Source organism: Variovorax durovernensis (genome assembly GCF_977011995.1).
Genome location: NZ_CDRNCW010000001.1, coordinates 3,243,133 through 3,264,960, shown reverse-complemented (window position 1 = coordinate 3,264,960; position 21,828 = coordinate 3,243,133). Strand labels below are relative to the sequence as shown.

The window sequence follows — 21,828 nt, the reverse complement described above, 5'->3', positions numbered from 1 at the left end:
CCCCTTCGGGCTGCTCGTCAGCCCGGCTGCCCCGAAGGCGCCAGCATGTGGTCGATGCGGTTGTCGCCGTAGGTGCGCAGTACCTCGGAGATCACCACCTTGTACCCGTCGAGCCAGTTCGCCTGCGCCGCCTTCGCCTGCTGGTGCACGGGGTGGCGGATCAGCGCCTGCAGGCTGTCCAGCGAGTCCCAGTAGTAGACGTTCGACACCAGCCCGTTGCCGGTGTTCTCCCACGTCTCCTCGCCCAAGTAGCCGGGCAGCGACTTCGCTGCGGCGGCAATGGTCTGGTCGAGGCGGTGGAACTCGTCGTCGAACTGCTTCTTGGCAAAGATGAAGGTGGCGGAGTACATGGCGAGTCGGAACCTCCCGGCAAGTCGAAAAAAAGCCCGTCGAAGCGCGGGCGGGCGCCGATTCTGCGGCAAGTGCCCGCCGCATTCCACCTCTTGTCGCGCGAAGGCCCCAGAATGCACCGCATGGCCACCCAATACGACATCAAGCACACCACCGTCTACCGCTACAACAAGCCGGTCACTTTCGGTCTGCACCGCGTGATGTTCCGTCCGCGCGACAGCCATGACCTGCGGGTGCTGGCCACCGACCTGCAGGTGAGCCCGGATGCGTTCACCCGGCTGATCCAGGACCCGCACTCCAACTCCGTCGCGCTGGTGCAGCCGATGGGCGAGGCGACCGAGCTGCGCATCGTGTGCTCCTTCACCATCGAGCACGTGCCCGCCCAGCAGGACCAGCTGGCGCTCGATCCCGCCGCCGAATTCTTGCCCTTCGCCTATTCGGTGCAGGAACGCCTGGACCTCGAGCACTACCTGCGCCCGCACCACGACGACGACACGCAGGGCACGCTGATCCGCTGGGCCCACCAGTTCCTGCATACCGACAAGCCCAACAGCACGCGCGAGGTGCTCGCGCGCATGAACGCGCACATCGGCCAGAGCCTCGAATACAAGGCGCGCGACGAAGAAGGCACGCAGACGCCGCTCGCCACGCTGGCGCTGGGCAGCGGCAGTTGCCGCGACTACGCGCTGCTGATGATGGAAGCGGCGCGGCGCCTGGGCATCGCCACGCGCTTCGTCTCAGGCTACATCTACGACGCCGCGCTCGACACCGCGGCGCAGGCCAAGGGCGATTCGATGACCGGCGCCGGCACCACGCATGCATGGCTGCAGGCCTACCTGCCAGGCATCGGCTGGATGGCCTTCGACCCGACCAACAACCTGATGGGCAGCGGCCAGCTGATCCGGGTCGGCGTCACGCGCGACCCGGCGCAGGCAGCGCCGATCTCCGGCAGCTGGTACGGCGATGCCGAGGCCTATGAAGGCCTCGAGGCGACGGTGGTGGTCACGCGCCGCAAGAACTGAGGCGCCGCCCGTCTTTCTTTCGCGCCCTTACCTCGGCCGCGCCGCGCGATAGGCCTTGACCGCCGGCACCGCCGTGGCAGGGCTGTCGGCGAAGAGTCCGTCGATCCCCGCGTCAAGGAAGGCCTTGATCTCCCCGGCGGTGTCGCCCAGCACGATCGGATCGGTCTTCGGCTCTTTCTTGAGGCTGTCCGGCAGGAAGTTGTTCTCCGGGCGGATCGTCCAGATATGGACCAGCAGCTTCCTGTCGTGCGCGTCCTTCACGAGCGTGGTCGGTGCGCCGAGCTTGCCGTCAGCCACCGGGATCACCCGCGCCTTGGCCACGCCGATGCCCTGCGCGTAGGTCGCGATCTCGGCCAGGCCTTCGGGTTTCACGAGATCGGAGTAGGTGCGCTTGTCGCTCAGGGCCACGAGGTCGTAGGGCGCGCCCTGCCCGTCGATGAGCTGGACGATCTTCACCGTGCTCTTCAGGCGGATGTCCTTCAGGTTGCCGGTTTCGAAGGACTGCACGAAAACCGGCGCCTCGGCCTTGTTCAGGTCATGCTTCTGCAGCGTGTCGAGCAGCTTCTTTTCGAGCGGCAAGCCGATCGAGCGGAAGTATGTCGGATGCTTGGTCTCGGGGTAGATGCCGATCACGCGGCCCTTGGCCACCGACTGCGACTTGGCGAGCTGGATCACTTCGTCGAGCGTGGGCACCTGGAACTGGTCGTTGTACGACACGTTGGCCGGGCGCAGCTTTGGAATGCGCTCACGGGCCTTGAGCTCCTTCAGCTCGGCCAGCGTGAAGTCCTCGGTGAACCAGCCGGTGATGGGGGTACCGTCGATCACCTTGGTGGTCATGCGGCTGGCGAACTTCGGTACGTCGGCCACGTTGGTGGTGGCCTCGACCAGGTTTCCGTCCTTGACGATGGCGATGGCGTTCTCGTGGCGGGCGACGAGTTCGCCGTCCTTGGTGGCCACGAGGTCAGGCTCGATGAAATCGGCTCCGTCTTCAATGGCCTGCTGGTACGAAGCCAGCGTGTGTTCGGGCCGAAGCGCCGATGCGCCGCGATGCCCGATGACGAGCGGGGGTGCCGCTTCGACGGGCGCCGGGGCCGGTGCAGGTGCAGGTGCGGGAGCCGCTGGCGGCGGTGAAGCCGGCAAGACCGGCAGCATCGGCGCTACACCGCCATTGCCACCGCCACATGCCGCCATGAACGCGCAAGCACCAGCCGCCAGCGCGATCCTCGAAAAATCAAATAACTGCATCCAAATTCCTCCCTTTTGTTCACATCGATGTAAATTCACACGTCTTTTGCCGTCAAACGGATTGGCAAAAGGCGCGCCGGATCATCGAGGGAGGAAATGTCGGTCGCGTGACATTGGCCACGCGACGGTGCGCGCCAGCTCAGCCGCGCGTGGCCAGCTTCGCTTCGAGCTCCGCGATGCGTGCGCGGGCCTCGTCGCCCTCAGGAATCGGCCGCCCGCTGTCGCGCCACGCGACGGCGCTCTTGAAGCCCTCGGCCTCCGCCTGCCGCCGGAACCACATGCCCTCCGGGTTGTGACGCGTGATGCCGTCGAACACGGTTGCGAACATCTGGCTCTGTTCCAAACCCATCGAATGCCAGACCTGGTTGACCACCAGCTTGTGCATCATCAGGTGCGAACGCGGCACGCCCGCGATGCGAAGGGCCAGCTTCAGCGTGGCCTCGTCGAGCTGGTCGGCGGGCACCGAGAAGTTCGACAGGCCCCATTCGGCCGCCTGCTTGCCGTCGATGGTGTCGCCGGTGAACATGAGCTGCTTGGCGCGCATGGCGCCGAGCCGGTAGGTCCACATGGCGGTGGTCGGGCAGCCCCACACGCGCGTGGGCATGTAGCCGATGCGTGCGTCGTCAGCCATGGTGAGCAGGTCGCAGCACAGTGCGATGTCGCTGCCGCCGGCCACCGCGTAGCCATGCACCTTGGCGATGGTGGGCTTGCGGCTGCGCCACAGGGCCATGAAGTCGTCGGTGTTGCCCTTCATGGCGGCGTAGTCGAGCATCGGGTCCCACGGCGTCTTTTCCTGCCGGCAGGGATGGTCGCCCTGCCCCTCGCGGCCGTGGCCCTCGGCGTAGTCGCCGAGGTCGTAGCCGGCGCAGAAGGCGCGGCCCGCGCCCTCGACCACGATGACGTGTACCTCGTCGTCGGCCTCGGCCCACTCGACCGCGCGGCGGATCTCCGAGGGCGTGGTCTCGCCGATGGCATTGAGCTTCTCGGGGCGGTTGAGCACGAGGCGCGCGATGCGCGGATGCTGCGGGTCCTTGTCGATCAGGACGGTGTCGAAAACTGGCATGGTCTCTTGTCTCCTGTGTTTTGGAACGGGTCGCGCCACGCTTGTAGCATCGCCCCCCAACCCAGGCAAACAGCCGCTCAGGCCCCTGCCGCGCTCCCCGCACCACCCAGCTGGAAGCGGAACACAGCCCCCTTGTCGGGCTGCTGCACCAGGCGGATGTCGCTGTCGTGCAGTTGCAGGATGCGCTTGACGATCACCAGGCCCAGCCCGCCGCTGCTCGCGCTGTCGGTGCGCGAGCCGCTCATGAACACTGGCCGCATGAAGAGCGACTTCTGCAGCTCGCCCGGAATGCCCGGGCCCGTGTCGCTCACCTGCACCGTCACGCCGGCGTTCTCCGGGCGCAGCTGCACCACGATCTCTCCGCCCGCCGGCGTGTGGCGGATGGCGTTGTCGAGCAGGTTGGTCAGCACACGCTCGATCATTCCCAGGTCGGCCGAGACCACCGGCAGGCCCGGCGCGATGTCGGGCTTCAGCCGCTGATGGCGCGCCTCGGCCGCCAGCTCGAACTTCTGGAACACGTCCTGCACCAGGTCGGCCAGCGCAAAGTTTTCTTTCTCGGGCTTCACCACGCCGTACTCGAGCCGGGCCAGCTCGAACACTTCCTGCGCGAGCCGGCCGACCTTTCGGCTCTGGCCGAGCGCGATTTCAAGGTAGCGCCGGCGCTCCTCCTCGCTGAGCGTGCCGGCCTTGAGCAGCAGGGTTTCGAGGTAGCCGTGCAGCGAGGTGAGCGGCGTGCGCAGGTCATGCGAGATGTTGGCGAACAGCTCGCGGCGCTGCTGGTCCTGCAGCGTGAGTTCGCGCCATTGCTCGGCAATGCGCCGCGTCATCTGCGTGAAGGCCTGGCCCAGTTGCGCGATTTCGTCGGTGCCTCGCGACAGGCGCTCCAGCGTGGGGGTTTCGCGCTCCATGGAGGCGATGCCCTCGGTCTCGAAGCGCTTCACCGCCGCCGTCAACTCGCGCAGCGGCCGGGTGATGAGGCGAAAGGCCGCAAGCCCCGCCAGCAGCCCGAGCAATGCCACCAGCCCCATCGACCACAGCGTGGTGCGCAGCACGTTGTCGGTTGCCACGTTGGCGACCAGCGCATCGTGGTCCTCGCCCTGCAGCACCACGTAGACATAGCCCGCGTCGCGCCCATCCATGCGCAGCGGCGCGGCGCTGAACACCTTCGAAGCGGTGAGGCTGCGCGGATCGTCCCCCCCGATGGGCAGCGGCGCGCCCGCCAGCAGCTTGCGAATCGGCTCCAGCCCGACCGCGTCGCGCTTCAGGTGCCCCTGTGGCGCCGCCTGTGCCTTGATGCGGCCGTCCAGGCCCAGCACGTAGACCTCCACGCTCGGATTGACGGCCATCAGCTTGTCGAACAGGTCTTTCACCGCCTCCTGGTTGAGCCCGCCGGGCTTCATGAGCTCGGAGTTCTCGGCGATGTGCGCCGCCAAGCCGAGCGACAGGCGCTGCACGACCTCCTGCTCGTGGATGCCGTTGGAGCGCATCTGCAGCCATGCCGAGGCGCCGCAGCACACCAGCAGCAGCACCGCGAACACGGCGGAGAGCCGCCGCGACAGCGTGCTCCAGGCCATCATGCCGAGTCCTCCCCGTTCGCGTTGGGCGACAGCTTGTAGCCCCGCCCCCACACCGTGAGGATGCGCCGCGGCTGCGCCGGATCGGCCTCGACCTTGATGCGCAGCCGGTTGATGTGGGTGTTAACTGTGTGCTCGTAGCCGTCGTGCTGGTAGCCCCAGACCTGGTTGAGCAGGTCGAGCCGCGAGAACACCTTGCCGGGGTTGCGGGCGAAGAAGTACAGCAGGTCGAATTCGCGCGGCGTGAGTTCGATGAGCTTGCCGTCCACACGCACCTCGCGCGCCAGCGGCTCGATGTCGAGGTTGCCCAGCGTGAGGCTGCCCGACTCCATGCGTGCATTGCGGGCCAGCGCGTCGGTGCGCCGCAGCAGCGCCTTCACCCGCGCCACCAGCTCCAGCACAGAGAAGGGCTTGGCCAGGTAGTCGTCGGCGCCCAGCTCCAGCCCGAGGATGCGGTGCACCTCGCTGGAGCGGGCACTGATGATGATGATCGGCGTGTAGCGCGTCATGGCGCGGGCACGGCGGCAGATTTCGAGGCCGTCGATGCCGGGCAGCATCAGGTCGAGCACCAGCGCATCCCAGTTGCCGCGCTCCAGCTCGCGCAGGCCGGCATGGCCATCGGCGGCATGCTCGACCGCATAGCCCTCGTCGCGCAAGTGCATGCGCAGAAGTTCGGCAATGTGGGCGTCGTCCTCGACGATCAGCACGCGCTTGGCTGTGTCCATGGGGTGGCATTCTCCCGCGATACGGGCTTTGGAGTTATCACGATTAATTGAAGTTTGCGTGATGAATCGGCCATGGGGTGCGCCCAACAATCCGCCCCATGAACAGCACAGCCATCGCTCCTCCTGCCGCCAAGGCCCCCGAGGCAGATCGCCGCCCCATCCATCCGCTGTGGATGCGCATCACGCACTGGCTCAATGCGCTGGCGGTGCTGATCCTGGTGACGAGCGGCTGGCGCATCTACGACGCGTCGCCGTTTTTCCCGTTCACCATTCCCACCGTGGTCACGCTCGGCGGCTGGCTGGGCGGCGCGCTGCAGTGGCACTTTGCCGCCATGTGGCTGCTGGTGTTCAACGGACTGGTGTACCTGGTGCTGAACATCGCCAGCGGCCGGCTGGCGGCCAAGTTCTTTCCGGTCACGCCGCGCGGCGTGCTGCATGACGCGCTGGCTGCGCTCAAGGGCAAGCTCTCTCACGCCGACCCGCGCCGCTACAACAGCGTGCAGAAGCTGGCCTACCTGTTCGTGATGCTCGACCTGATCGTGATCGTGCTGTCGGGCCTGGTGCTGTGGAAGTCGGTGCAGTTCGCGGTGCTGCGCGACCTGCTGGGCGGCTACGAATTCGCGCGCCGCATCCATTTCTTTGCGATGGCCGCCATCGTGGCCTTCGTCGTCGTGCACCTGGTGATGGTGGCCCTGGTGCCCCGCACCCTTCTCACCATGCTCCGCGGCCGTGCGCCCAAGGCCTGACCCAACCATGAAAATCTTCAAGGCACCCACCCTGAGCGGCATCGACGGCGAGGCCGTGCTGCGCGAAGCCCGCTCGCTGATCGAAAAGAAGCTCGACCAGCCGTCGCGCCGCCTCTTCATGCAACGCTCGCTCACGCTCGGCGGCCTGTCGCTGCTCACGGGCTGCAGCATCAGCGACAACGCGCAGGTCGATGCCGCACTGACGAAGATCTCGCGCTTCAACGACAAGGTGCAGGGCCTGATCTTCAGCCCCACGCAGCTTGCGCCGACCTACACCGAAGCCGAGATCACCCGCCCCTTCCCGTTCAACGCCTACTACGGCGAAGACGAAGTGCGCGTGGTCGACGAAGCCGGCTACAGGCTCGAAGTGACCGGCATGGTCGCCGACAGGCATGCCTGGACGCTGGCCGAGCTGCGCGCCATGCCGCAGGAAGACCAGATCACCCGGCACATCTGCGTGGAAGGCTGGAGCGCCATCGGCCGCTGGGGCGGCGTGCGCTTTGCCGACTTCCTGCGCCGCATCGGCGCCGACACCACCGCCAAGTACGTGGGCTTCAAGTGCGCCGACGACTACTACACCAGCATCGACATGCCCACCGCGCTGCACCCGCAGACGCTGCTGACGCTGACCTACGACGGGCAGCCGCTGCCGCCCAAGTACGGCTTTCCGATGAAGCTGCGCATGCCGACCAAGCTTGGCTACAAGAACCCGAAGCACATCAAGGCGATGTTCGTCACCAACACCTATTCCGGTGGCTACTGGGAAGACCAGGGCTACAACTGGTTCGGAGGGAGCTGAGGGGCTGCCACAGCCGCTCGACTGCCGATGAAAGCGCGAGGCCGTGTTCCAAGGAACCAGGCCGATCTTTTTGAAAAATGACACCTCAACTGGAAGACTCCAAATGAACAAGCTCACCGCAACCCTGCTCGCTACCTGCATCGCCTTCGCCGGCGCCTCTGCCTTTGCCGCCGACGAAATGGCCAAGGACGGCATGGCCAAGGACTCGATGTCCAAGGACGCCATGAAGAAAGACTCGATGGCGAAGGATTCAATGTCGAAAGACTCGATGTCCAAGGACGGCATGAAGAAGGATTCGATGGCGAAGGACAGCATGTCCAAGGACGCCATGAAGAAGGACTCGATGTCCAAGGACTCCATGTCCAAGGATTCGATGTCAAAGTAAGCACCGGGCGCGGGTCGCCCGGTCCGCCCCCTTCATTTGACGAACGGCGGATTGGGCGTCAATGTCGCGCCATTCAACAGGAGCCTCCTGAAAGGAAAGCCAATGAAATCCTTCGCACTGACCGCAGGCACCCTGGCCGCCGCGGCCCTCGTCTGGTATGCCGTGCCCTCGTCCGCGGAAACCTCGCGCCGCGTGCCGGCCCCCACGGCCGACCTAGCCGCCGCCCCCACGGCCAAGACCGAGACCGCCGTCTTCGCCGGTGGCTGCTTCTGGGGCGTGCAGGGTGTGTTCCAGCGCGTCAAGGGCGTGAGCAATGCGGTCTCCGGCTATGCCGGCGGCGACGCCAAGACGGCCCGCTACGAAGACGTCGGCTCGGGCCGCACCGGCCATGCCGAGTCGGTCCGCATCACCTACGACCCGCAGCAGATCAGCTACGGCAAGCTGCTTCAGATCTACTTCTCGGTGGCGCACGACCCGACCGAGCTGAACCGCCAGGGGCCCGACACCGGCACGCAATACCGCTCGACCGTGTTCGCGGAGAACGCCGAGCAGGCGCGCATCGCCAAGGAATACATCGCGCAGCTCAACCAGGCCAAGACCTACGGCAAGCCGCTGGCCACCACGGTCGAAATGTCCAAGCCCTTCTTCGCAGCCGAGGACTACCACCAGGACTACCTGACGCTGCACCCGAACCAGCCCTACATCGCGATCAACGACCTGCCGAAGATCGAGGATCTGAAGAAGCTGTTCCCCGAGGTCTACAAGGCGACGCCTTCGCTGGTGAAGACCGCGAAAGCCGGCTAGCCGCCGCGAAGCACGACCAGCAGCACGCCCGTGGTTGCCAGCGCGACCGTCCAGGCGTGGCGCTGGAAACGCTCGCCCATGAGCCGGGGGTGCAAGGCCATGCCGCGGCACACCCCAGAGGCGATGGCACCGGTCGTTGCCAGCATCGCGGCCGTGTGCACCCCGACCGCCGCCAGCGCCAGCAGCAGCGAGCCCGACGCGGTGATCTCGCGTGCCGGGTTGTCGGCCAGGCACAGCGGCATGAGCGCCGGCACCAGCATCAGCCCGGCGCCGTGCGCGGTGGCCATGAGAAAAGACCAGAGCGCGATGCCTAACTGTCCCGCCCTGATTCCGGAAGCTCTACGCCCGACCTGCCGCGCTTCGCCGCGCAGCCAGCGGTAGGCCGCCACCCCCACCAGCAGCAGGCCGGCTACGCCCTGCACCCGCGCATGCTCCATCGACATGCCCCAGGCGAAGCCCCACGCCACCACGGCGACCGACGCGCCATGCCCGACCGCGATCGGCAACAGGGCCCGCCGCGCCTGCGCCCCGTCGCGGGCCTGTACGCCGCACGCGGCAGCGAACATCCAGCCGTTCGCCGGGCTCAGTCCATGTAGGGCGCCAAGGCCGGCGACGGCCAGCCAGGGCCAAAGGCTCGCCATGACATGCCCGATCGGTTAAGCAGCGCCGGGCTCAGGCGCGGTGGGAGCAGCACGAATCCGCAGCCGCCTTCCCGGCCGCCGCCGGCTCATAGCGGTCGTGATGGCGCACCCACTCCATCTTGTGCGGCACGTCGCGTTCGCCGCGGCCCTGGGGCGTGAGGTCCATCAGGCTGTAGGCGCCCATCATCACTTCCACGCCGCGGCCATAGGTCGAGTAGGTGTGGAAGACGTCGCCCGCGTCGTCCTTGTAGAACACGCTGACGCCGGGTGCCTCCGAGGCCGGAAATGAGCGCTTGCCGTAGTTGTAGTCGACATCGCCCGCGGCCAGCTCGTCGGACGTGAAGCTGACGTGGAAGTCGTGGTTGAAGTCGCTGCCGTTGGACGACACCCAATCGAACCGCCAGCCCATGCGCTCGCGGAAGCGGGCGATCTCGGCCAGGGGCGCGCGCGAGACGGCCACGAAGCTGATGTCGCGCTGCGCCAGGTGCACGTTCATGCCGTCGGTGTGGTCGGCCATGTAGGAGCAGCTCGGGCAGCCCTCGCCCCATCCCGGGCCGAGCATGAAGTGCTGCACCACCAGCTGGCGGCGGCCCTCGAACAGGTCGGCCAGCGTGCGCTTGCCTTGGGGCGTGTCGAACACGTAGTTCTTGCGAACGCGCTCCCACGGCAATGCGCGGCGTTCACGGGCGATCTGGTCCTGCAGGCGCATCAGTTCCTTTTCTCGCGCCAGCAGCGTCTTGCGCTCGGCGAGCCAGCGGTCGCCCGGCACGACGGGATGGTTCTGGATGCCTGATGGCTCGGCAATGGCTGTGTTCATGATTCAGTGCTCCTTGTTGGAAGGTGATGAAGCGGCGATCAGGACCTGGCCGCCTTCGGGCGCCGCACGGCGCGGACCTTGCCGCTGTTGCCGCCACCGCAATAGAAAAGATCCGCGCCGTCGGACTCCAGGCCGCTCACCCCCACGCCGCGCGGCATTTCGAGCCGCTCGAGCACGGCGCCGCTCTGCGCGTCGATGTGGCGGATGTCGCTCTCGTCGTCTTCCCATGTGCCGTGCCACAGTTCGCCGTCGACCCAGGTCACGCCGGTGACGAAGCGGTTGGACTCGATGCTGCGCACGACCGCGCCGGTCTCGGGGTTGATCTGGTGGATCTTGCGGTTGCGGTACTCGCCCACCCACAAGCTGCCCTCGGCCCAGGCCAGGCCGGAGTCGAGCCCCTTGCCCGGGGCCGGAATGGACGCCAGCACCTTGCCGCTGACGGGGTCGATCTTGTCGATGCGCGCATCGACGATCTGGTAGAGGTGGGTGCCGTCGAAGGCCGTTCCGGCGTCGCAGGCCACGTCTAGCGTGCGCGTGGCCTCGCCGCTGGCGGGGTCGAAGGCCACCAGCGCGGCGCCGGTGGCGGCCCACACGCGCTGGCCGTCGTGCGTGACGCCGGCCACCTTGTCGGAGCCCGCGAAGGGTCCGTATTCGCGCACGATCTCTGCCGCATGAACTGCGGCGCTGGCTGTCTTGTTGCTCATCGTTGGCTCCTGGTGCGCCTGAAATGGCGCCCTGGAGACAACTTTATTCAATAGGCAGCGCGGAAGGGAGTAACAAGATCGTCGTGAATCCGGCCAGCGGCGGCGACAGCCAGCGGCGCGCCCTGGCCTGGCCGATGGAGCGGACCCGGCCCTCTTCTTCCAGCTCGGCCAGCGCGCGCTGCACGGTGCGCTGGCTCGCGCCCAGGGCCAAAGCCAGCGCCGATGTCGACCACGCCGCACCATCGGACAGCAGCGCCACCAGCGATGCCTGCTCGCCGTCGATGGGCGGTGCCAGCACGGCCACCGTGCGGCCATCATGCGGCTTGAGGATGAAGCCGCGCGCCGTCGCCTCTATGCCGGCCAGCGATTTGACGAGCGCGCGCAGCCGGCCGATCTCGACCCGCAGGCGGGCGCGGTGCGTCTCGTCGGGGCGGCGGGTGCGGAATGCGCACTCGATCAGCGCCTCGCGGTCGACATCGCCCGGCCAGGCCTCGGCGAGCGCACGCGCCAGCGAGAACAGCACCGGCCGTCGCGCCAGCGGCTGCCAGCTGTCGCCCGCACCCAGCCCGCGCCGGCAGGCGTCGACGACCAGAGCGTCCGACGCCAGCAGCGTGGCCACCTCGCCCAGCCGCAGCGTCTGCTCGCCCTCGGCCGACAGGCGTCGCGCGGCCGGGCGTTCGAGCGCCGAGCGCATCTCCGCCACTTCGGCCAGCAACGCCGGCACATGCGCCTGCACGGCGGCCTCCTGCGCGCGGGCCAGCGCCGCTTGTGCGTTGCCCATGCGCAACGAGCGCAATGCCAGTTCGGCCGAAGTGAGTTCAGCCACTGCCGCCAGCGCAGGCGGACGGCCGCGTGCGTCGAGCCTTGCCAGCGCTTCGGCGGCCTCGTCCAGACGGCCGAGCAGCAACAGCCGCCGCACCGCGATCAGCCGCGCCTGCAGGGCATTGGCGTGGTCTTCGCGCGCCTCGAGGGTGGCTGCGGCCGCAGCCAAGGCGCGCGGCGAGTCGCCGAGATCGCGCATGGCCATCGCCACTTCGGCTTCGGCAACCACGCAGCGTGCACGCGCCGTTTCTTCATGCGCGCCGAAATCGCGTGCGGCGCGGCGCAGCAACTCGCGGGCGCGCGGATGCTCGCCGAGCTGGGCCATCGCGATGCCGCGCAGCGCCAGCGCCGGCGGGTCGTCGCGCAGGGCCACCCGCTTCAGGGCGCCGAGCGCATCGCCGGCGGCAAGGGCGCGCGCGGAGGCGGCAATCAGCGAATCCATGCACAGCCCGCCGCGCGCATGTCGCGCCCGGGCCTCACAGCAGATTCGCCCGCTTGGCCTGCTCGGTCAACTCCGCGCGGAAGTCAGGATGCGCAATGGCGATCAACTCCCGCGCGCGCTGCTTGGCGGACTTGCCGCGCAACTGCGCCACGCCGTACTCGGTGACGACATAGTTGATGTCGTTCTTGCTGGTGCTCACGTGCGTGCCCGGCGACAGCGACGGCACGATGCGCGAAATGGCGTCGCCCTTGGCAGTCGACGGCAGCACGATGAAGGCCTTGCCGCCGCGCGAGCGATTGGCCGCCCGCACGAAGTCCGATTGCCCGCCGGTGCCCGAGTAAGGCGCATACCCCAGGCTCTCGGAGCCGCACTGCCCCAGCAGGTCGATCTGCATCGTCGCGTTGATGGCCACAAGATTGTCGTTGAGCCCCGCCAATGCGGGGTCGTTGGTGAAGTTCACCGGGTGCATCTCCAGCGACGGGTTGCGGTCCATATAGCGGTAGAGCCTGTTCGACCCCAGCGCGAAGGTCGCGATCGACTTGCCCGGCAGGTAGTTCTTGCGCCGGTTCGTCACCGCGCCGCTTTCCACCAGCGTGAGGATGCCGTCGCCGATCATCTCGGTGTGGATGCCCAGGTCGTTCTTGCCGGTGAGCTGCATCACCACCGCGTCGGGAATGCCGCCATAGCCGATCTGCAGCGTCGAGCCGTCGTCGATCAGCTCCGCCACGTATCTGCCGATGGACTCCTGCACGGGGCCGATCTTGGGCAGCCCGACTTCCATCACCGGCGCATCGTTCTCCACCAGCGCCGCGACCTGCGACACATGCACATGGCATGCGCCATAGGCAAAGGGCACGTTCGGGTTCACCTCCAGCACCACCGCGCGCGCCTTGGCGACAGCGGCCATGGTGTAGTCGGCGCCCAGGCTCAGCGAGAAGTAGCCGTGCGCGTCCATCGGCGAGGCCATGGTGAACACCACCTCGGCCGGAACCTGCCCGCGCTCGATCAGCGCCGGGATCTCCGAAAAATAGTTGGGGATGAAGTCGATCCAACCCGCCTGCCCCCCCGCGCGCGTGGCACCGCCGAAGAACAGCGCGACATGGCGCACATGCTCGACGGTCTCCGGGTCGATGTAGGCGTACTTGCGCATCGCCAGGATCTGCGCCACCTTCACGTCGCGGAAATCGCGGCGCTGCTCCGACAGGGCCGTGAGCAGCGTGGGCGGCTCGCCGACGCCGGTCGGCACGATGATCATGTTGCCGTCGCGCACCTGCTGGCGTACGGCGTCGGAGGCGGAAACGAGCTTGCGCCGGTAGAGGTCCTGGATCGTCATGAAGCTTTGTGTGTTGTCTCTGTTCGTTGTGTTTGCCGTCGGGTCCGTTGCCGGTCAACGGGGTGCGTCGCGCTTCGTGTCGTAGCCGCCGCGGCGCGCCGCCTGGTTGCAGCGGGCGCGGAACACCAGCGCCTGCTGTGCCTCCGCGACGTTGGCCGCATCGCCCTTCCATGCATCGAGCGCCGGCTGCTGCACCGCGCGCGAGAACGAAAAGGTCAGCGCCCACGGCAGGCGCGACTTGTGCCGGGTGTTCATCGCATTCAGCCGCGCCGAAGCCAGCTGTGCGGACTGGCCGCCCGACAGGAAAGCGACGCCCGGCACCGCGGCGGGCACGGCACGCAGCAGGCAGGCCACCGTGGCGTCGGCCACCGCGTCGACCGAATCCTGCGTGGCGGCCTTCTGGCCGGGCAGCACCATGTTCGGCTTGAGCAGCATGCCCTCGAGCAGCACGCCCTGCGCGAGCAACTGGGCGAAGGTGCGGTGCAGCACTTCTTCGGTCACCTCGGCGCAGCGCGCGAGGGAGTGGCCGCCGTCCATCAGCACCTCGGGCTCGACGATGGGCACGAGCCCTGCCTCCTGGCACAGCGCGGCATAGCGCGCGAGCGCATGAGCGTTGACGTCGATGCAGGCTGGCGTGGGCAGGCCCGCGCCAGGACCTTCCGCAATGGCGATCACGCCGCGCCATTTCGCGAAGCGCGCGCCCATGCCGGCGTATTCGGCGAGGCGCTCGCGCAGGCCGTCCAGGCCTTCGGTGACGGTTTCCCCTGGGTGCCCCGCCAGCGGCTTGGCGCCCATGTCGACCTTGATGCCGGGCACGATGCCCACGTCGGACAGCGCCTGGGCAAAGGGCTTGCCCGCGCTGGTCCGCTGGCGGATCGTCTCGTCGAACAGGATCGCGCCGCTGATGCTCTCGCCCAGGCCCGGCGCGGTGACTATCAGTTCGCGCCAGTCGCGCCGCGCCGCCTCGGTCTGCGGAATGCCCAGCGCGGCGAAGCGCTTGTTGCAGGTGGCGTTGCTCTCGTCCATCGCGAGCAGGCCCTTGTCGCCGGCGACGAGCGCGCTGGCGGTATCGATCAATGTCTGTGCGGTCATGAGTGGTGACACCTCTCTGGCGGCCATCCTACGCCCTCCCCGGCCACTCGTTAACACCGCCAACCTGATCGCTGGCCGACTTGGCATCGCAGCCAATGCGGCGCTCCGGGTCTTTGCCAAGGCGACGCGAACGGGCATTAACCTTCGCGCGTCGGGACGGAAAGGAACTCAGGATGAACAGCAGGTCACAAGAATGTCATGCGCGGCGCGCCAACGCGGCCACCTTGCTGGCCGGTATCGCGCTTGCCGTCGCCGTGTTCGCAACGCCCTGCGCGTTCGCGGAACTGGGCGGCGCCCCCACCATGGGGCCGTCCCAGCGGGTCGCCAACGCATCGCGCAAGGCCGCGGCCCCCGCGGCCGCCGACGCGGGCACGGCCAGCACGGCGAACAACTGGACCATGCGAGAGACCACGCTGCCCGACGGGCTGGTCGAGCGCGAATACCTGAACTCGGACGGCGTCGTCTTCGCGGTGGCGTGGCGCGGCTCTCACCGGCCTGAACTCTCGGTGCTGCTGGGCACGCAGTACGCCACGCAGATGTCCCGCAAGGCACGCGAGCTGCGCCAGCAGGGCCGGGGCTCCCACGGTTCCACCTCGCAGGTGGACGACACGTTCGCTGTGCATGCCTCGGCACACCAGCGCTCGTCGACGGGCATCGCCTGGCTGCCACGGCTGCTGCCGCCCGGGCTCGATCCGGACACGCTGTCCGTCCCGCAAGACTCCTGACCCATCCACCCTCCCGCAAGCAGCCACCATGCCCATGGAACCACGACAAGCAGGCAGCCCACGCGCTGCCGCCGGCGTCCGGACCCTGATTCTCAAAGCGGCGGCCATCGCGGCATGCGCCGCAAGCCTGCTGGGACTCGCCGCCTGCGGCGGTGGCGGGGGTGGCGGAGGCGGCGGCGCACTGCCGATCGCGCTGCTGCCGACCACCACCAGCACCCCGGCGCCGACACCCGCACCCACGACCACCTCGCAGAACTCCATGTCCCTCACCGTGTCGCGCGGAACGGACACGAGCGGCGTCAACCTGCCGCAGGTCAGCGTGAAAATCTGCGCACCGGGGACCGGCACCTGCCAGACGATCGACAACGTCCTGGTCGACACCGGCTCCACCGGCATACGCATCGCCGCCTCCGCGCTCAATTCGTCGATGCTGGCGGCGCTGCCGCAGGAGTCGGTGAGCGGCGCGCCGCTGAACGCCTGCGAGCAATTCCTCGACGGCTACACATGGGGAACCATGCGCACGGCCGACGTCACGCTGGGGCCGAAGTCGGCGGCGGCGCAACCGCTGCAGATCACGGGCGACGCCGCGGCGGGCGCCGTGCCGAGCGCATGCTCCGACAACGGCACGCTGCAGGCGGAGAACACCCCTGCGGAGCTGGGAACGAACGGCATCATCGGCGTGGCCGCGTTCCTGCAAGACTGCGGCAGCGCATGCGCGCAGAAGGCGGTCGCGGCCACCTACTACACCTGCCAGGCGGGAGCGCAGTGCCAGAACACGGCGGTGCCGCTCGCCCAGCAGGCCCAGAACATCGTCGCCAGCTTCGCGCAGGACAACAACGGCGTGGTGCTCGGGCTGCCCGCGATTTCCTCGGCGGGACAAGGGGTGACCGTCGGCACTCTCTACTTCGGCGTTGCCACGCAGGCCAACAACGCCATGACCGGCGCGACGGTGCTGCAGACGAACCCGCGCACGCTGCGCGTCTCGGCCACCTACAAGAACAGCAGCTTCCCCGACAGCTTCCTGGACAGCGGATCGAACTTCTTCTTCCTGAGCGATTCGACGATCGCCCAGTGCGCCAAGGGCAGCACCTATCAGGGCTTCTATTGCCCGCCGAGTTCGCTGGACCTGAGCGCCAGTTTCACGGCGGCCACCGGGCCCGCGCTGAGCCAGAGTTTTGCCATCGCGAACGCGCAGTCGCTGTTCACGAGCAATCCGGGCGCGGTGGCGGTCAACAACGTGGCCGCCGCGCGCATCGGCAGCGCCATCGACTTCGGCCTTCCGTTCTTCTACGGCAGGCTCGTCGCGGTGCTCAACGAGGGGCAGTCCGCGCTGGGCCAGCAGGGGCCGTTCACCGCATTGGCGTCGCCTTGAATCCAGGCGGCTAGATCACGTTCTTCTCGAGCAGCGGCCTGTTCTCGAGGAGGCGCGCGAAAGACACCGCGTCCAGGTCGAGGCTGCGGTAGCCGCCGAAGCGGATCAGCTCCGCCACGCCCCGTCCGGCCGCCGGGCACTGCTGCAGGCCGTGGCCGGAGAAGCCGTTCGCAAAGTACAGGTTGTCGCAATCCGGGTGCAGGCCGAGGATGGCGTTGTGGTCGAACACGTTCATCTCGTAGTAGCCGGCCCATGCACCGGTCATGCGGATGGCCTCGAAGGCCGGCACGCGCTCGGCCAGCGCTGGCCAGATGAAGCTGTCGAAGGCCTCGTATTCCACATCCAGCGGCTGGTCGTCGAGGTCTTGCGCCTCGGGCGGCGCGAAGCCGCAGATGAACTGCCGGCCTTCGGGCCGCAGCCATATGCCGGATGTGTCGATGACCAGCGGGCAGCCCGGCAGCGCGTCGGGGCACGAGAAGCTGAACACGCTGCGGCGGCGGCCGCGCACCGGCAACTCGATGCCGGCCCAGCCCGCAACCGTTGCGGCCCAGGCGCCCGCGGCGTTGACGACCACGTCGGCATCCAGCGTCTCGCCGTTGCCGAGCTGCACGCCGGTCAGCCGCCGGCCGTCGCGGCGCAGCCCCGTCGCGTGCGCCTGCACATAGCGCACGCCTTGCGACACCGCCTTCCTGCGAAAGGCCTGCAGCAGGCTGTAGCCGTCATACCAGCCTTCGCCCGACAGCCCGAGCGAGGCGAGCGCGACGCCCTCTGTCGATAGCCACGGAAAACGCGTCTTCAGCTCGCCGGGCGTCAGCAGCGCCACGTCGACCGCGTGCGCCTTCTGCATCGCATGGTTCTCGCGCAGCACGTCCACGCCAGCCGGCGAGGCCAGGTACAGGTAGCCGGGCTCGACGAGGCCGATGTCGGGCACCTCGTCGCCCACCCGCAGGGTCTGGCCGAGCGAGCGCATGAAGTCGATGCCATAGAGCGACATCTCGATGTTGATCGCGGTGGAAAACTGCTGGCGAATGGAGCTGGCCGACAGCGCCGACGACGCCTGCCGGTACGAGAAATCGCGCTCGACCACCGTGACCTCGAAGGGCTCCTCCTTCGGCTCGAGGGTCAGGAAGTACGCGATGGCCGAGCCGATCGCCCCGCCGCCGATGATCACCACACGACGCATGAAATGCCTTTCTTGCCAGCCGCCATCCATGGCGCCACCGCCAGCGTATCCACAAATGCCGCGCGGCGCCTGCGTGGCGGCACGCAAAATAGCGTAGCGGACACCGCCTCCCCGGGCACGATGGGTGCTTCGCCGAAAGAGACTGAGACAACTGCTGGCAATCGATGAGAAAAGACATTCCCAACCTCGGCGCGCTGCAAGCCTTCGAGGCCTCGGCGCGGCTGGGGAGCTTCACCCGCGCGGCCGCCGAACTCGCGCTGACGCAAAGCGCCGTCGGGCGGCAGGTGGCCATGCTCGAGCAGCGGCTGGGCGTACCGCTGTTCTCGCGCGTGCGGCGGCGGCTCACGCTGACCGACGTGGGCCGCGAATACGCCGCGCGCATCCGCCGCCACCTCGACCAGATCCGCCGCGACACGCTGGAAATCAGCGCCGGCCACGAGATGGGCTTCGTGCTGGAACTGGCCGTGGTGCCCACCTTCGCCACGCAGTGGCTCATTCCGCGCCTGCCGGAGTTCAGCGAGCTGCATCCGAACATCACCGTCAACCTGTCGGCACGCTCGCAGCCTTTTTCCTTCCAGGAGAACGCCTACGACGCGGCCATCTATTTCGGCGACCAGTTCTGGCCGAACACGCGCGGCGGGCTGATCTTTGCCGAAGGCGAGATGGTGCCCATCTGCAGCCCTGCCTTCCGCGATGCCAACGGGCCGTGGGACGAGGCCGGCTTCGAGCGCTGCCGCCATGTGCACCTGAGCACGCGCGCCCACGCCTGGCGCGACTGGTATGCGCAGCAAGGCTGGGAATACACGGTGCATGCGTCGCGCGGGCCGCGCTACGAGCTGTTCACCATGGTGGTGGCGGCCACGGCCGCCGGCATGGGCGTCGGCCTTGCGCCGCGCATCCTGGTCGAGCATGAACTGAAGACCGGCGAACTCGTGATCCCGGTCGACCGGCACCTGGACGTACGCCAGGGCTACTACTTCGCCTACCCCGAAGGCCGGCCGGCCTCCGGGGCGCTGGAGCACTTCAAGCGGTGGGTGCTCGGGTTGACGCCGGCCTAGACGGCGTTCGGGTTGCGTTCGAGAAAGCCCTGCTGCTGCAGGCCGAGCAGATGCCAGATGAAGGCATTCCAAAGTGCCACTCTGGCGTGGTCGAATACGGCATGCAGCTCGGTCAAAGGTGAACAGACACATGGACGCATCGCAACTTCTTCAGCAGCCCCCGGCACAGGTGCCTCTCGCCGCCCCCAGGCGCTTCGGCCTCGTGGCCAACCGCCTGCACCGGCAGGAAGGCGTCGGCGTGCTGGGTCGCTGGGCCGAGGCCTGCGAGGCAGGCATCCGCACCCTGAACCTTAGCCTTCTTGCCGTGGGCGGCACGCACGACGCCCTGGTGCGCGACGGCCTGCTCGCAGGCCATGCACCGCTCGTGCGCTTGCCGCACGGCGCCGACGGGGGCCTGATGCGGCTCGTGTCGAGGATCTCCGGCGGCCTGGTGCCGGCCGATGAAATCGACGGTGTGATCTATTTCATCGATCCGGTCGATCCTTCTTCCCTCTACCCCGAGGCCCAGGCGCTGAAGCGCCAATGCGTGATTCACGGCAAGCCTTTTCTTGCAACGGCGGCCGGCGCAAGGGAGTGGATCGCGATCGAGCTGGCACTGGCCGGCCACGCCACCGGCAACGCATTCGCGCCCTGCGGGGAGCAGACCGTCGCGCTCATTGCGCACGATGCACTGAAGCAGCGGATGGTGGCGTTTGCCGCGCTTCATTTCGATCTTCTTTCCAGCTTCCGCAACCGCGTGGCGACCGGTACGACAGGTGGCCTGCTGAACGAACTGGCGTGGTCGCGCGGTTGGCCGGCGGATGTGCCGTGGGTCAGCCGCTACCAGAGCGGTCCCCTGGGCGGTGATGCGCAGATCGCCGAACTGGTGCTGGACCGCCGCTGCCACAAGGTCATCTTCTTCGAGGATCCGCATGTGGCCCGGCAGCATGAAGCGGACATCCAACTGCTCGAACGCGCCGTCTGCAGCGCGACCGAGGAAACCACCTGCTTCAACTCGCCGGCAATGGCCGAGCGATGGGCGCAGGCGATGCGCGTGGCGTTGCCGGCTCAGTAACATCGACCGATGCAGATTTCCCTCGAAAGCCCCGCTCAACCCGACGTCATCCAGCTCATCGACGACCTCGACGCCTACCAGAAGCCGCTCTACCCGCCGGAGAGCCATCACGGCATCGACATCGCGGCGCTCTCCGAGCCCAACGTGCTGTTCGCCGTCGCGCGCGACGGCGAAGGCAAGGCAGTCGGCTGCGGCGCCATCGTCGTCGGCCCGGAATTCGGCGAACTAAAGCGCATGTTCGTGCGGCCCGAAAACCGGGGGCAAGGCATTGCGGCCAGGGTGCTGAATTTTCTTGAGAGCGAAGCAGCGGCGAAGGGCTGCACGACCTTCATGCTGGAAACCGGACCGAGCCAGCCCGAAGCCATCGCGCTCTATGCACGCTCGGGTTATCAGCCACGAGGCCCGTTCGGCAGCTACGGCCCGGATCCGTTCAGCGTCTTCATGCAGAAGGCGCGGGCCTAGCTTTTTCGGCCTTGGGCGGCTTAGGCGCGCTCTTCTTCTCTCTGCTCTTCCCGCCGATCGCACCCGAGCCCGCCGCCCGCAGGATGCGCCGGAACTTCGGGCATTCCATGTGGCTCGGCGCGGAGCACACGGCGGCATGCCGCAGGCCGTCGCGCATCACGCTGAGGTTGCGGATCGTCCTGTCGAGTTCGTCGGCCTTGGCCGTGAGCATCAGCCTGTCGATCTGCGGATGCCCGTCCGCGCCGAACATGCGCGCGATCTCGTCCAGCGAGAAGCCCGCCGTGCGCCCCAGCGCAATGAGCGCCAGCCGCTCGAGCACGCCCGCGTCGAACAGGCGGCGCAGGCCGCGCCGGCCGATGGGGACGATCAGCCCCTTTTCGTCGTAGTAGCGCAATGTGGAGGCCGGCACGCCGGAGCGTTGCGCCACTTCGGTGATGTCCATTTCCTTCATGCTCTTGACCTCAAGTCGACTTGAATTTCAATAATGCAGTTTCCGCCTCTCGAAGGCAAGCAAGGAAACCATCATGGAAGTCATCACGCAGCACGACGGCGACGAGCAGGCCAGGCTATGGAACGGCCACGCCGGGCGCGCCTGGGTCGAGACACAGGCCACGCTCGACCGCATGTTCGAGCCGCTCGCGGACCTGCTCGTCGAAGCGGCGTCGCATCGGCCCGCGGGCCGGGTGCTCGACATCGGCTGCGGCACCGGTGCCACCACCCTCGCCGTCGCGCGGCTGAAGGGCGCACAGGAAAGCCCGTGCGTCGGCATCGACATCTCGGCGCCGATGATCGAGGCGGCGCGAAGCCGGGCCGAGAAGGAAGGCTCAGGAGCCCGCTTCATCTGCGCCAATGCGCAGACGCATGCCTTCGAAGCCGCCAGCTTCGACCTGCTGATCTCGCGCTTCGGCGTGATGTTCTTCGACGATCCGGTGCGGGCTTTCATCAACCTGCGGCATGCCGCGACGGATGGCGCAGGGCTCCGCTTCATCGCATGGCGAAGCGCAGCGGAAAACCCGTTCATGACGACCGCTGAGCGCGCGGCGGCACCGCTGCTGCCGAACCTGCCGCCCCGCAAGCCGGGTGCGCCGGGGCAATTCGCCTTTGCGGACCGGGAGCGCATCGAACGCATCCTGCGAGAAAGCGGCTGGCAAGGCATCGACATAAGCCCGTTCGACGTGGCGTGCTCGCTGCCCGAGAAAGGCCTGCTGCACTACCTGAGCCAGCTCGGCCCGGTCGGCAAGCAGTTGCAGGAGGAGGACGAGCAGACGCGCACCCGCGTCATCACGGCCGTCCGCTCGGCTTTCGAGCCGTATGTGCATGGCGATGAAGTCCGCTTCACCGCGGCCTGCTGGATGGTCGCGGCGCATGCGCCGTTGCGGGGCGGGAATACGGAATGACGCGATGGAACT

Annotated in this window: 24 protein-coding genes; 11 read left to right on the top strand and 13 right to left on the bottom strand. The window is 67.8% G+C overall.

Annotation, left to right across the window (positions count from 1 at the left end; genetic code table 11):
• Window positions 1-17 precede the first annotated feature (17 nt).
• A complete protein-coding gene (locus ACWV14_RS15555; protein ID WP_454909379.1) occupies window positions 18-350 on the bottom strand; it encodes an antibiotic biosynthesis monooxygenase family protein in 333 nt (110 codons plus the stop codon).
• Window positions 351-473: 123 nt separating this feature from the next.
• Between ACWV14_RS15555 and ACWV14_RS15550 the strand changes: the two genes are divergently transcribed.
• A complete protein-coding gene (locus tag ACWV14_RS15550; RefSeq protein WP_454909378.1) occupies window positions 474-1,373 on the top strand; it encodes a transglutaminase family protein in 900 nt (299 codons plus the stop codon).
• Between the two features lie 27 nt (window positions 1,374-1,400).
• Here ACWV14_RS15550 and ACWV14_RS15545 read toward each other — a convergent pair whose 3' ends face one another.
• The 4 genes from ACWV14_RS15545 to ACWV14_RS15530 form a co-directional block, all read right to left on the bottom strand.
• A complete protein-coding gene (locus tag ACWV14_RS15545; RefSeq protein ID WP_454909377.1) occupies window positions 1,401-2,618 on the bottom strand; it encodes a glycerophosphodiester phosphodiesterase in 1,218 nt (405 codons plus the stop codon).
• Window positions 2,619-2,757: 139 nt separating this feature from the next.
• Window positions 2,758-3,720, bottom strand: coding sequence for a crotonase/enoyl-CoA hydratase family protein (locus tag ACWV14_RS15540; protein WP_454909376.1), 963 nt, complete (start codon window positions 3,718-3,720; stop codon window positions 2,758-2,760).
• A 38-nt stretch (window positions 3,721-3,758) separates the two neighbouring features.
• Window positions 3,759-5,258 carry a HAMP domain-containing sensor histidine kinase gene (locus tag ACWV14_RS15535; RefSeq protein WP_454909375.1) on the bottom strand — a complete coding sequence of 500 codons (1,500 nt, stop codon included), beginning with the start codon at window positions 5,256-5,258 and terminating at the stop codon, window positions 3,759-3,761.
• Entirely contained in the window at window positions 5,255-5,980 is a 726-nt protein-coding gene (locus ACWV14_RS15530; protein WP_422086529.1) for a response regulator transcription factor, read from the bottom strand. Before ACWV14_RS15530 ends, ACWV14_RS15535 begins: the two co-directional genes overlap by 4 nt.
• Window positions 5,981-6,078: 98 nt before the next feature.
• Here ACWV14_RS15530 and ACWV14_RS15525 point away from each other — a divergent pair, with 98 nt between their 5' ends.
• From ACWV14_RS15525 to msrA, 4 genes are all read left to right on the top strand, one after another.
• Window positions 6,079-6,726 carry a cytochrome b/b6 domain-containing protein gene (locus ACWV14_RS15525; protein WP_422086528.1) on the top strand — a complete coding sequence of 216 codons (648 nt, stop codon included), beginning with the start codon at window positions 6,079-6,081 and terminating at the stop codon, window positions 6,724-6,726.
• Window positions 6,727-6,733: 7 nt separating this feature from the next.
• A complete protein-coding gene (locus ACWV14_RS15520) occupies window positions 6,734-7,525 on the top strand; it encodes a molybdopterin-dependent oxidoreductase (protein WP_454909374.1) in 792 nt (263 codons plus the stop codon).
• A 103-nt stretch (window positions 7,526-7,628) separates the two neighbouring features.
• Window positions 7,629-7,910, top strand: coding sequence for a pentapeptide MXKDX repeat protein (locus ACWV14_RS15515; protein WP_106934365.1), 282 nt, complete (start codon window positions 7,629-7,631; stop codon window positions 7,908-7,910).
• Between the two features lie 102 nt (window positions 7,911-8,012).
• Window positions 8,013-8,714 (top strand): peptide-methionine (S)-S-oxide reductase MsrA, encoded by a 702-nt coding sequence (gene msrA / locus ACWV14_RS15510; RefSeq protein WP_454909373.1) that lies wholly within the window; start codon window positions 8,013-8,015, stop codon window positions 8,712-8,714.
• Here the strand turns inward: msrA and ACWV14_RS15505 are convergent.
• From ACWV14_RS15505 to ACWV14_RS15480, 6 genes are all read right to left on the bottom strand, one after another.
• Window positions 8,711-9,220: a hypothetical protein gene (locus ACWV14_RS15505; protein WP_455342658.1), complete on the bottom strand. Its 510-nt coding sequence runs from the start codon at window positions 9,218-9,220 to the stop codon at window positions 8,711-8,713. The genes msrA and ACWV14_RS15505 overlap by 4 nt on opposite strands.
• Before the next feature lie 166 nt (window positions 9,221-9,386).
• On the bottom strand, window positions 9,387-10,172 hold the full coding sequence (locus ACWV14_RS15500) for a DUF899 domain-containing protein (RefSeq protein ID WP_454909371.1): 786 nt from the start codon (window positions 10,170-10,172) through the stop codon (window positions 9,387-9,389).
• 38 nt (window positions 10,173-10,210) lie between these two features.
• Complete coding sequence (locus tag ACWV14_RS15495; protein ID WP_454909370.1) at window positions 10,211-10,876, bottom strand: Vgb family protein; 666 nt, start codon at window positions 10,874-10,876, stop codon at window positions 10,211-10,213.
• Window positions 10,877-10,919: 43 nt separating this feature from the next.
• Window positions 10,920-12,140 carry a helix-turn-helix domain-containing protein gene (locus ACWV14_RS15490; protein ID WP_454909369.1) on the bottom strand — a complete coding sequence of 407 codons (1,221 nt, stop codon included), beginning with the start codon at window positions 12,138-12,140 and terminating at the stop codon, window positions 10,920-10,922.
• Window positions 12,141-12,174: 34 nt separating this feature from the next.
• Window positions 12,175-13,473, bottom strand: coding sequence for an acetyl-CoA hydrolase/transferase family protein (locus tag ACWV14_RS15485; protein WP_454909368.1), 1,299 nt, complete (start codon window positions 13,471-13,473; stop codon window positions 12,175-12,177).
• A gap of 54 nt (window positions 13,474-13,527) precedes the next feature.
• Window positions 13,528-14,565, bottom strand: a complete 1,038-nt coding sequence (locus ACWV14_RS15480) for a class I fructose-bisphosphate aldolase (RefSeq protein ID WP_454909367.1) — start codon at window positions 14,563-14,565, stop codon at window positions 13,528-13,530.
• A 173-nt stretch (window positions 14,566-14,738) separates the two neighbouring features.
• On the opposite strand from ACWV14_RS15480, the gene ACWV14_RS15475 reads away from it, so the two are divergent.
• Window positions 14,739-15,290 (top strand): DUF2844 domain-containing protein, encoded by a 552-nt coding sequence (locus ACWV14_RS15475; protein WP_454909366.1) that lies wholly within the window; start codon window positions 14,739-14,741, stop codon window positions 15,288-15,290.
• Between the two features lie 34 nt (window positions 15,291-15,324).
• Window positions 15,325-16,662, top strand: a complete 1,338-nt coding sequence (locus ACWV14_RS15470) for a DUF3443 family protein (RefSeq protein WP_454909365.1) — start codon at window positions 15,325-15,327, stop codon at window positions 16,660-16,662.
• A 10-nt stretch (window positions 16,663-16,672) separates the two neighbouring features.
• Here the strand turns inward: ACWV14_RS15470 and ACWV14_RS15465 are convergent, their stop codons facing one another.
• Window positions 16,673-17,845, bottom strand: a complete 1,173-nt coding sequence (locus ACWV14_RS15465) for an NAD(P)/FAD-dependent oxidoreductase (RefSeq protein ID WP_454909364.1) — start codon at window positions 17,843-17,845, stop codon at window positions 16,673-16,675.
• Between the two features lie 164 nt (window positions 17,846-18,009).
• Between ACWV14_RS15465 and ACWV14_RS15460 the strand changes: the two genes are divergently transcribed.
• The 3 genes from ACWV14_RS15460 (at window position 18,010) to ACWV14_RS15450 (ending at window position 20,419) form a co-directional block, all read left to right on the top strand.
• Window positions 18,010-18,903 (top strand): LysR substrate-binding domain-containing protein, encoded by an 894-nt coding sequence (locus ACWV14_RS15460; RefSeq protein WP_422086515.1) that lies wholly within the window; start codon window positions 18,010-18,012, stop codon window positions 18,901-18,903.
• 130 nt (window positions 18,904-19,033) lie between these two features.
• The gene (locus ACWV14_RS15455; protein ID WP_454909363.1) at window positions 19,034-19,957 is read left to right on the top strand and encodes a methylglyoxal synthase; all 924 of its coding nucleotides are present in this window, start codon (window positions 19,034-19,036) and stop codon (window positions 19,955-19,957) included.
• Window positions 19,958-19,966: 9 nt separating this feature from the next.
• Complete coding sequence (locus ACWV14_RS15450) at window positions 19,967-20,419, top strand: GNAT family N-acetyltransferase (RefSeq protein ID WP_454909362.1); 453 nt, start codon at window positions 19,967-19,969, stop codon at window positions 20,417-20,419.
• Here ACWV14_RS15450 and ACWV14_RS15445 read toward each other — a convergent pair.
• Window positions 20,397-20,870, bottom strand: coding sequence for a helix-turn-helix domain-containing protein (locus ACWV14_RS15445; RefSeq protein ID WP_454909361.1), 474 nt, complete (start codon window positions 20,868-20,870; stop codon window positions 20,397-20,399). The genes ACWV14_RS15450 and ACWV14_RS15445 overlap by 23 nt on opposite strands.
• A gap of 73 nt (window positions 20,871-20,943) precedes the next feature.
• Between ACWV14_RS15445 and ACWV14_RS15440 the strand changes: the two genes are divergently transcribed.
• Window positions 20,944-21,816, top strand: coding sequence for a class I SAM-dependent methyltransferase (locus tag ACWV14_RS15440; RefSeq protein ID WP_454909360.1), 873 nt, complete (start codon window positions 20,944-20,946; stop codon window positions 21,814-21,816).
• The last annotated feature ends 12 nt before the right edge of the window (window positions 21,817-21,828 follow it).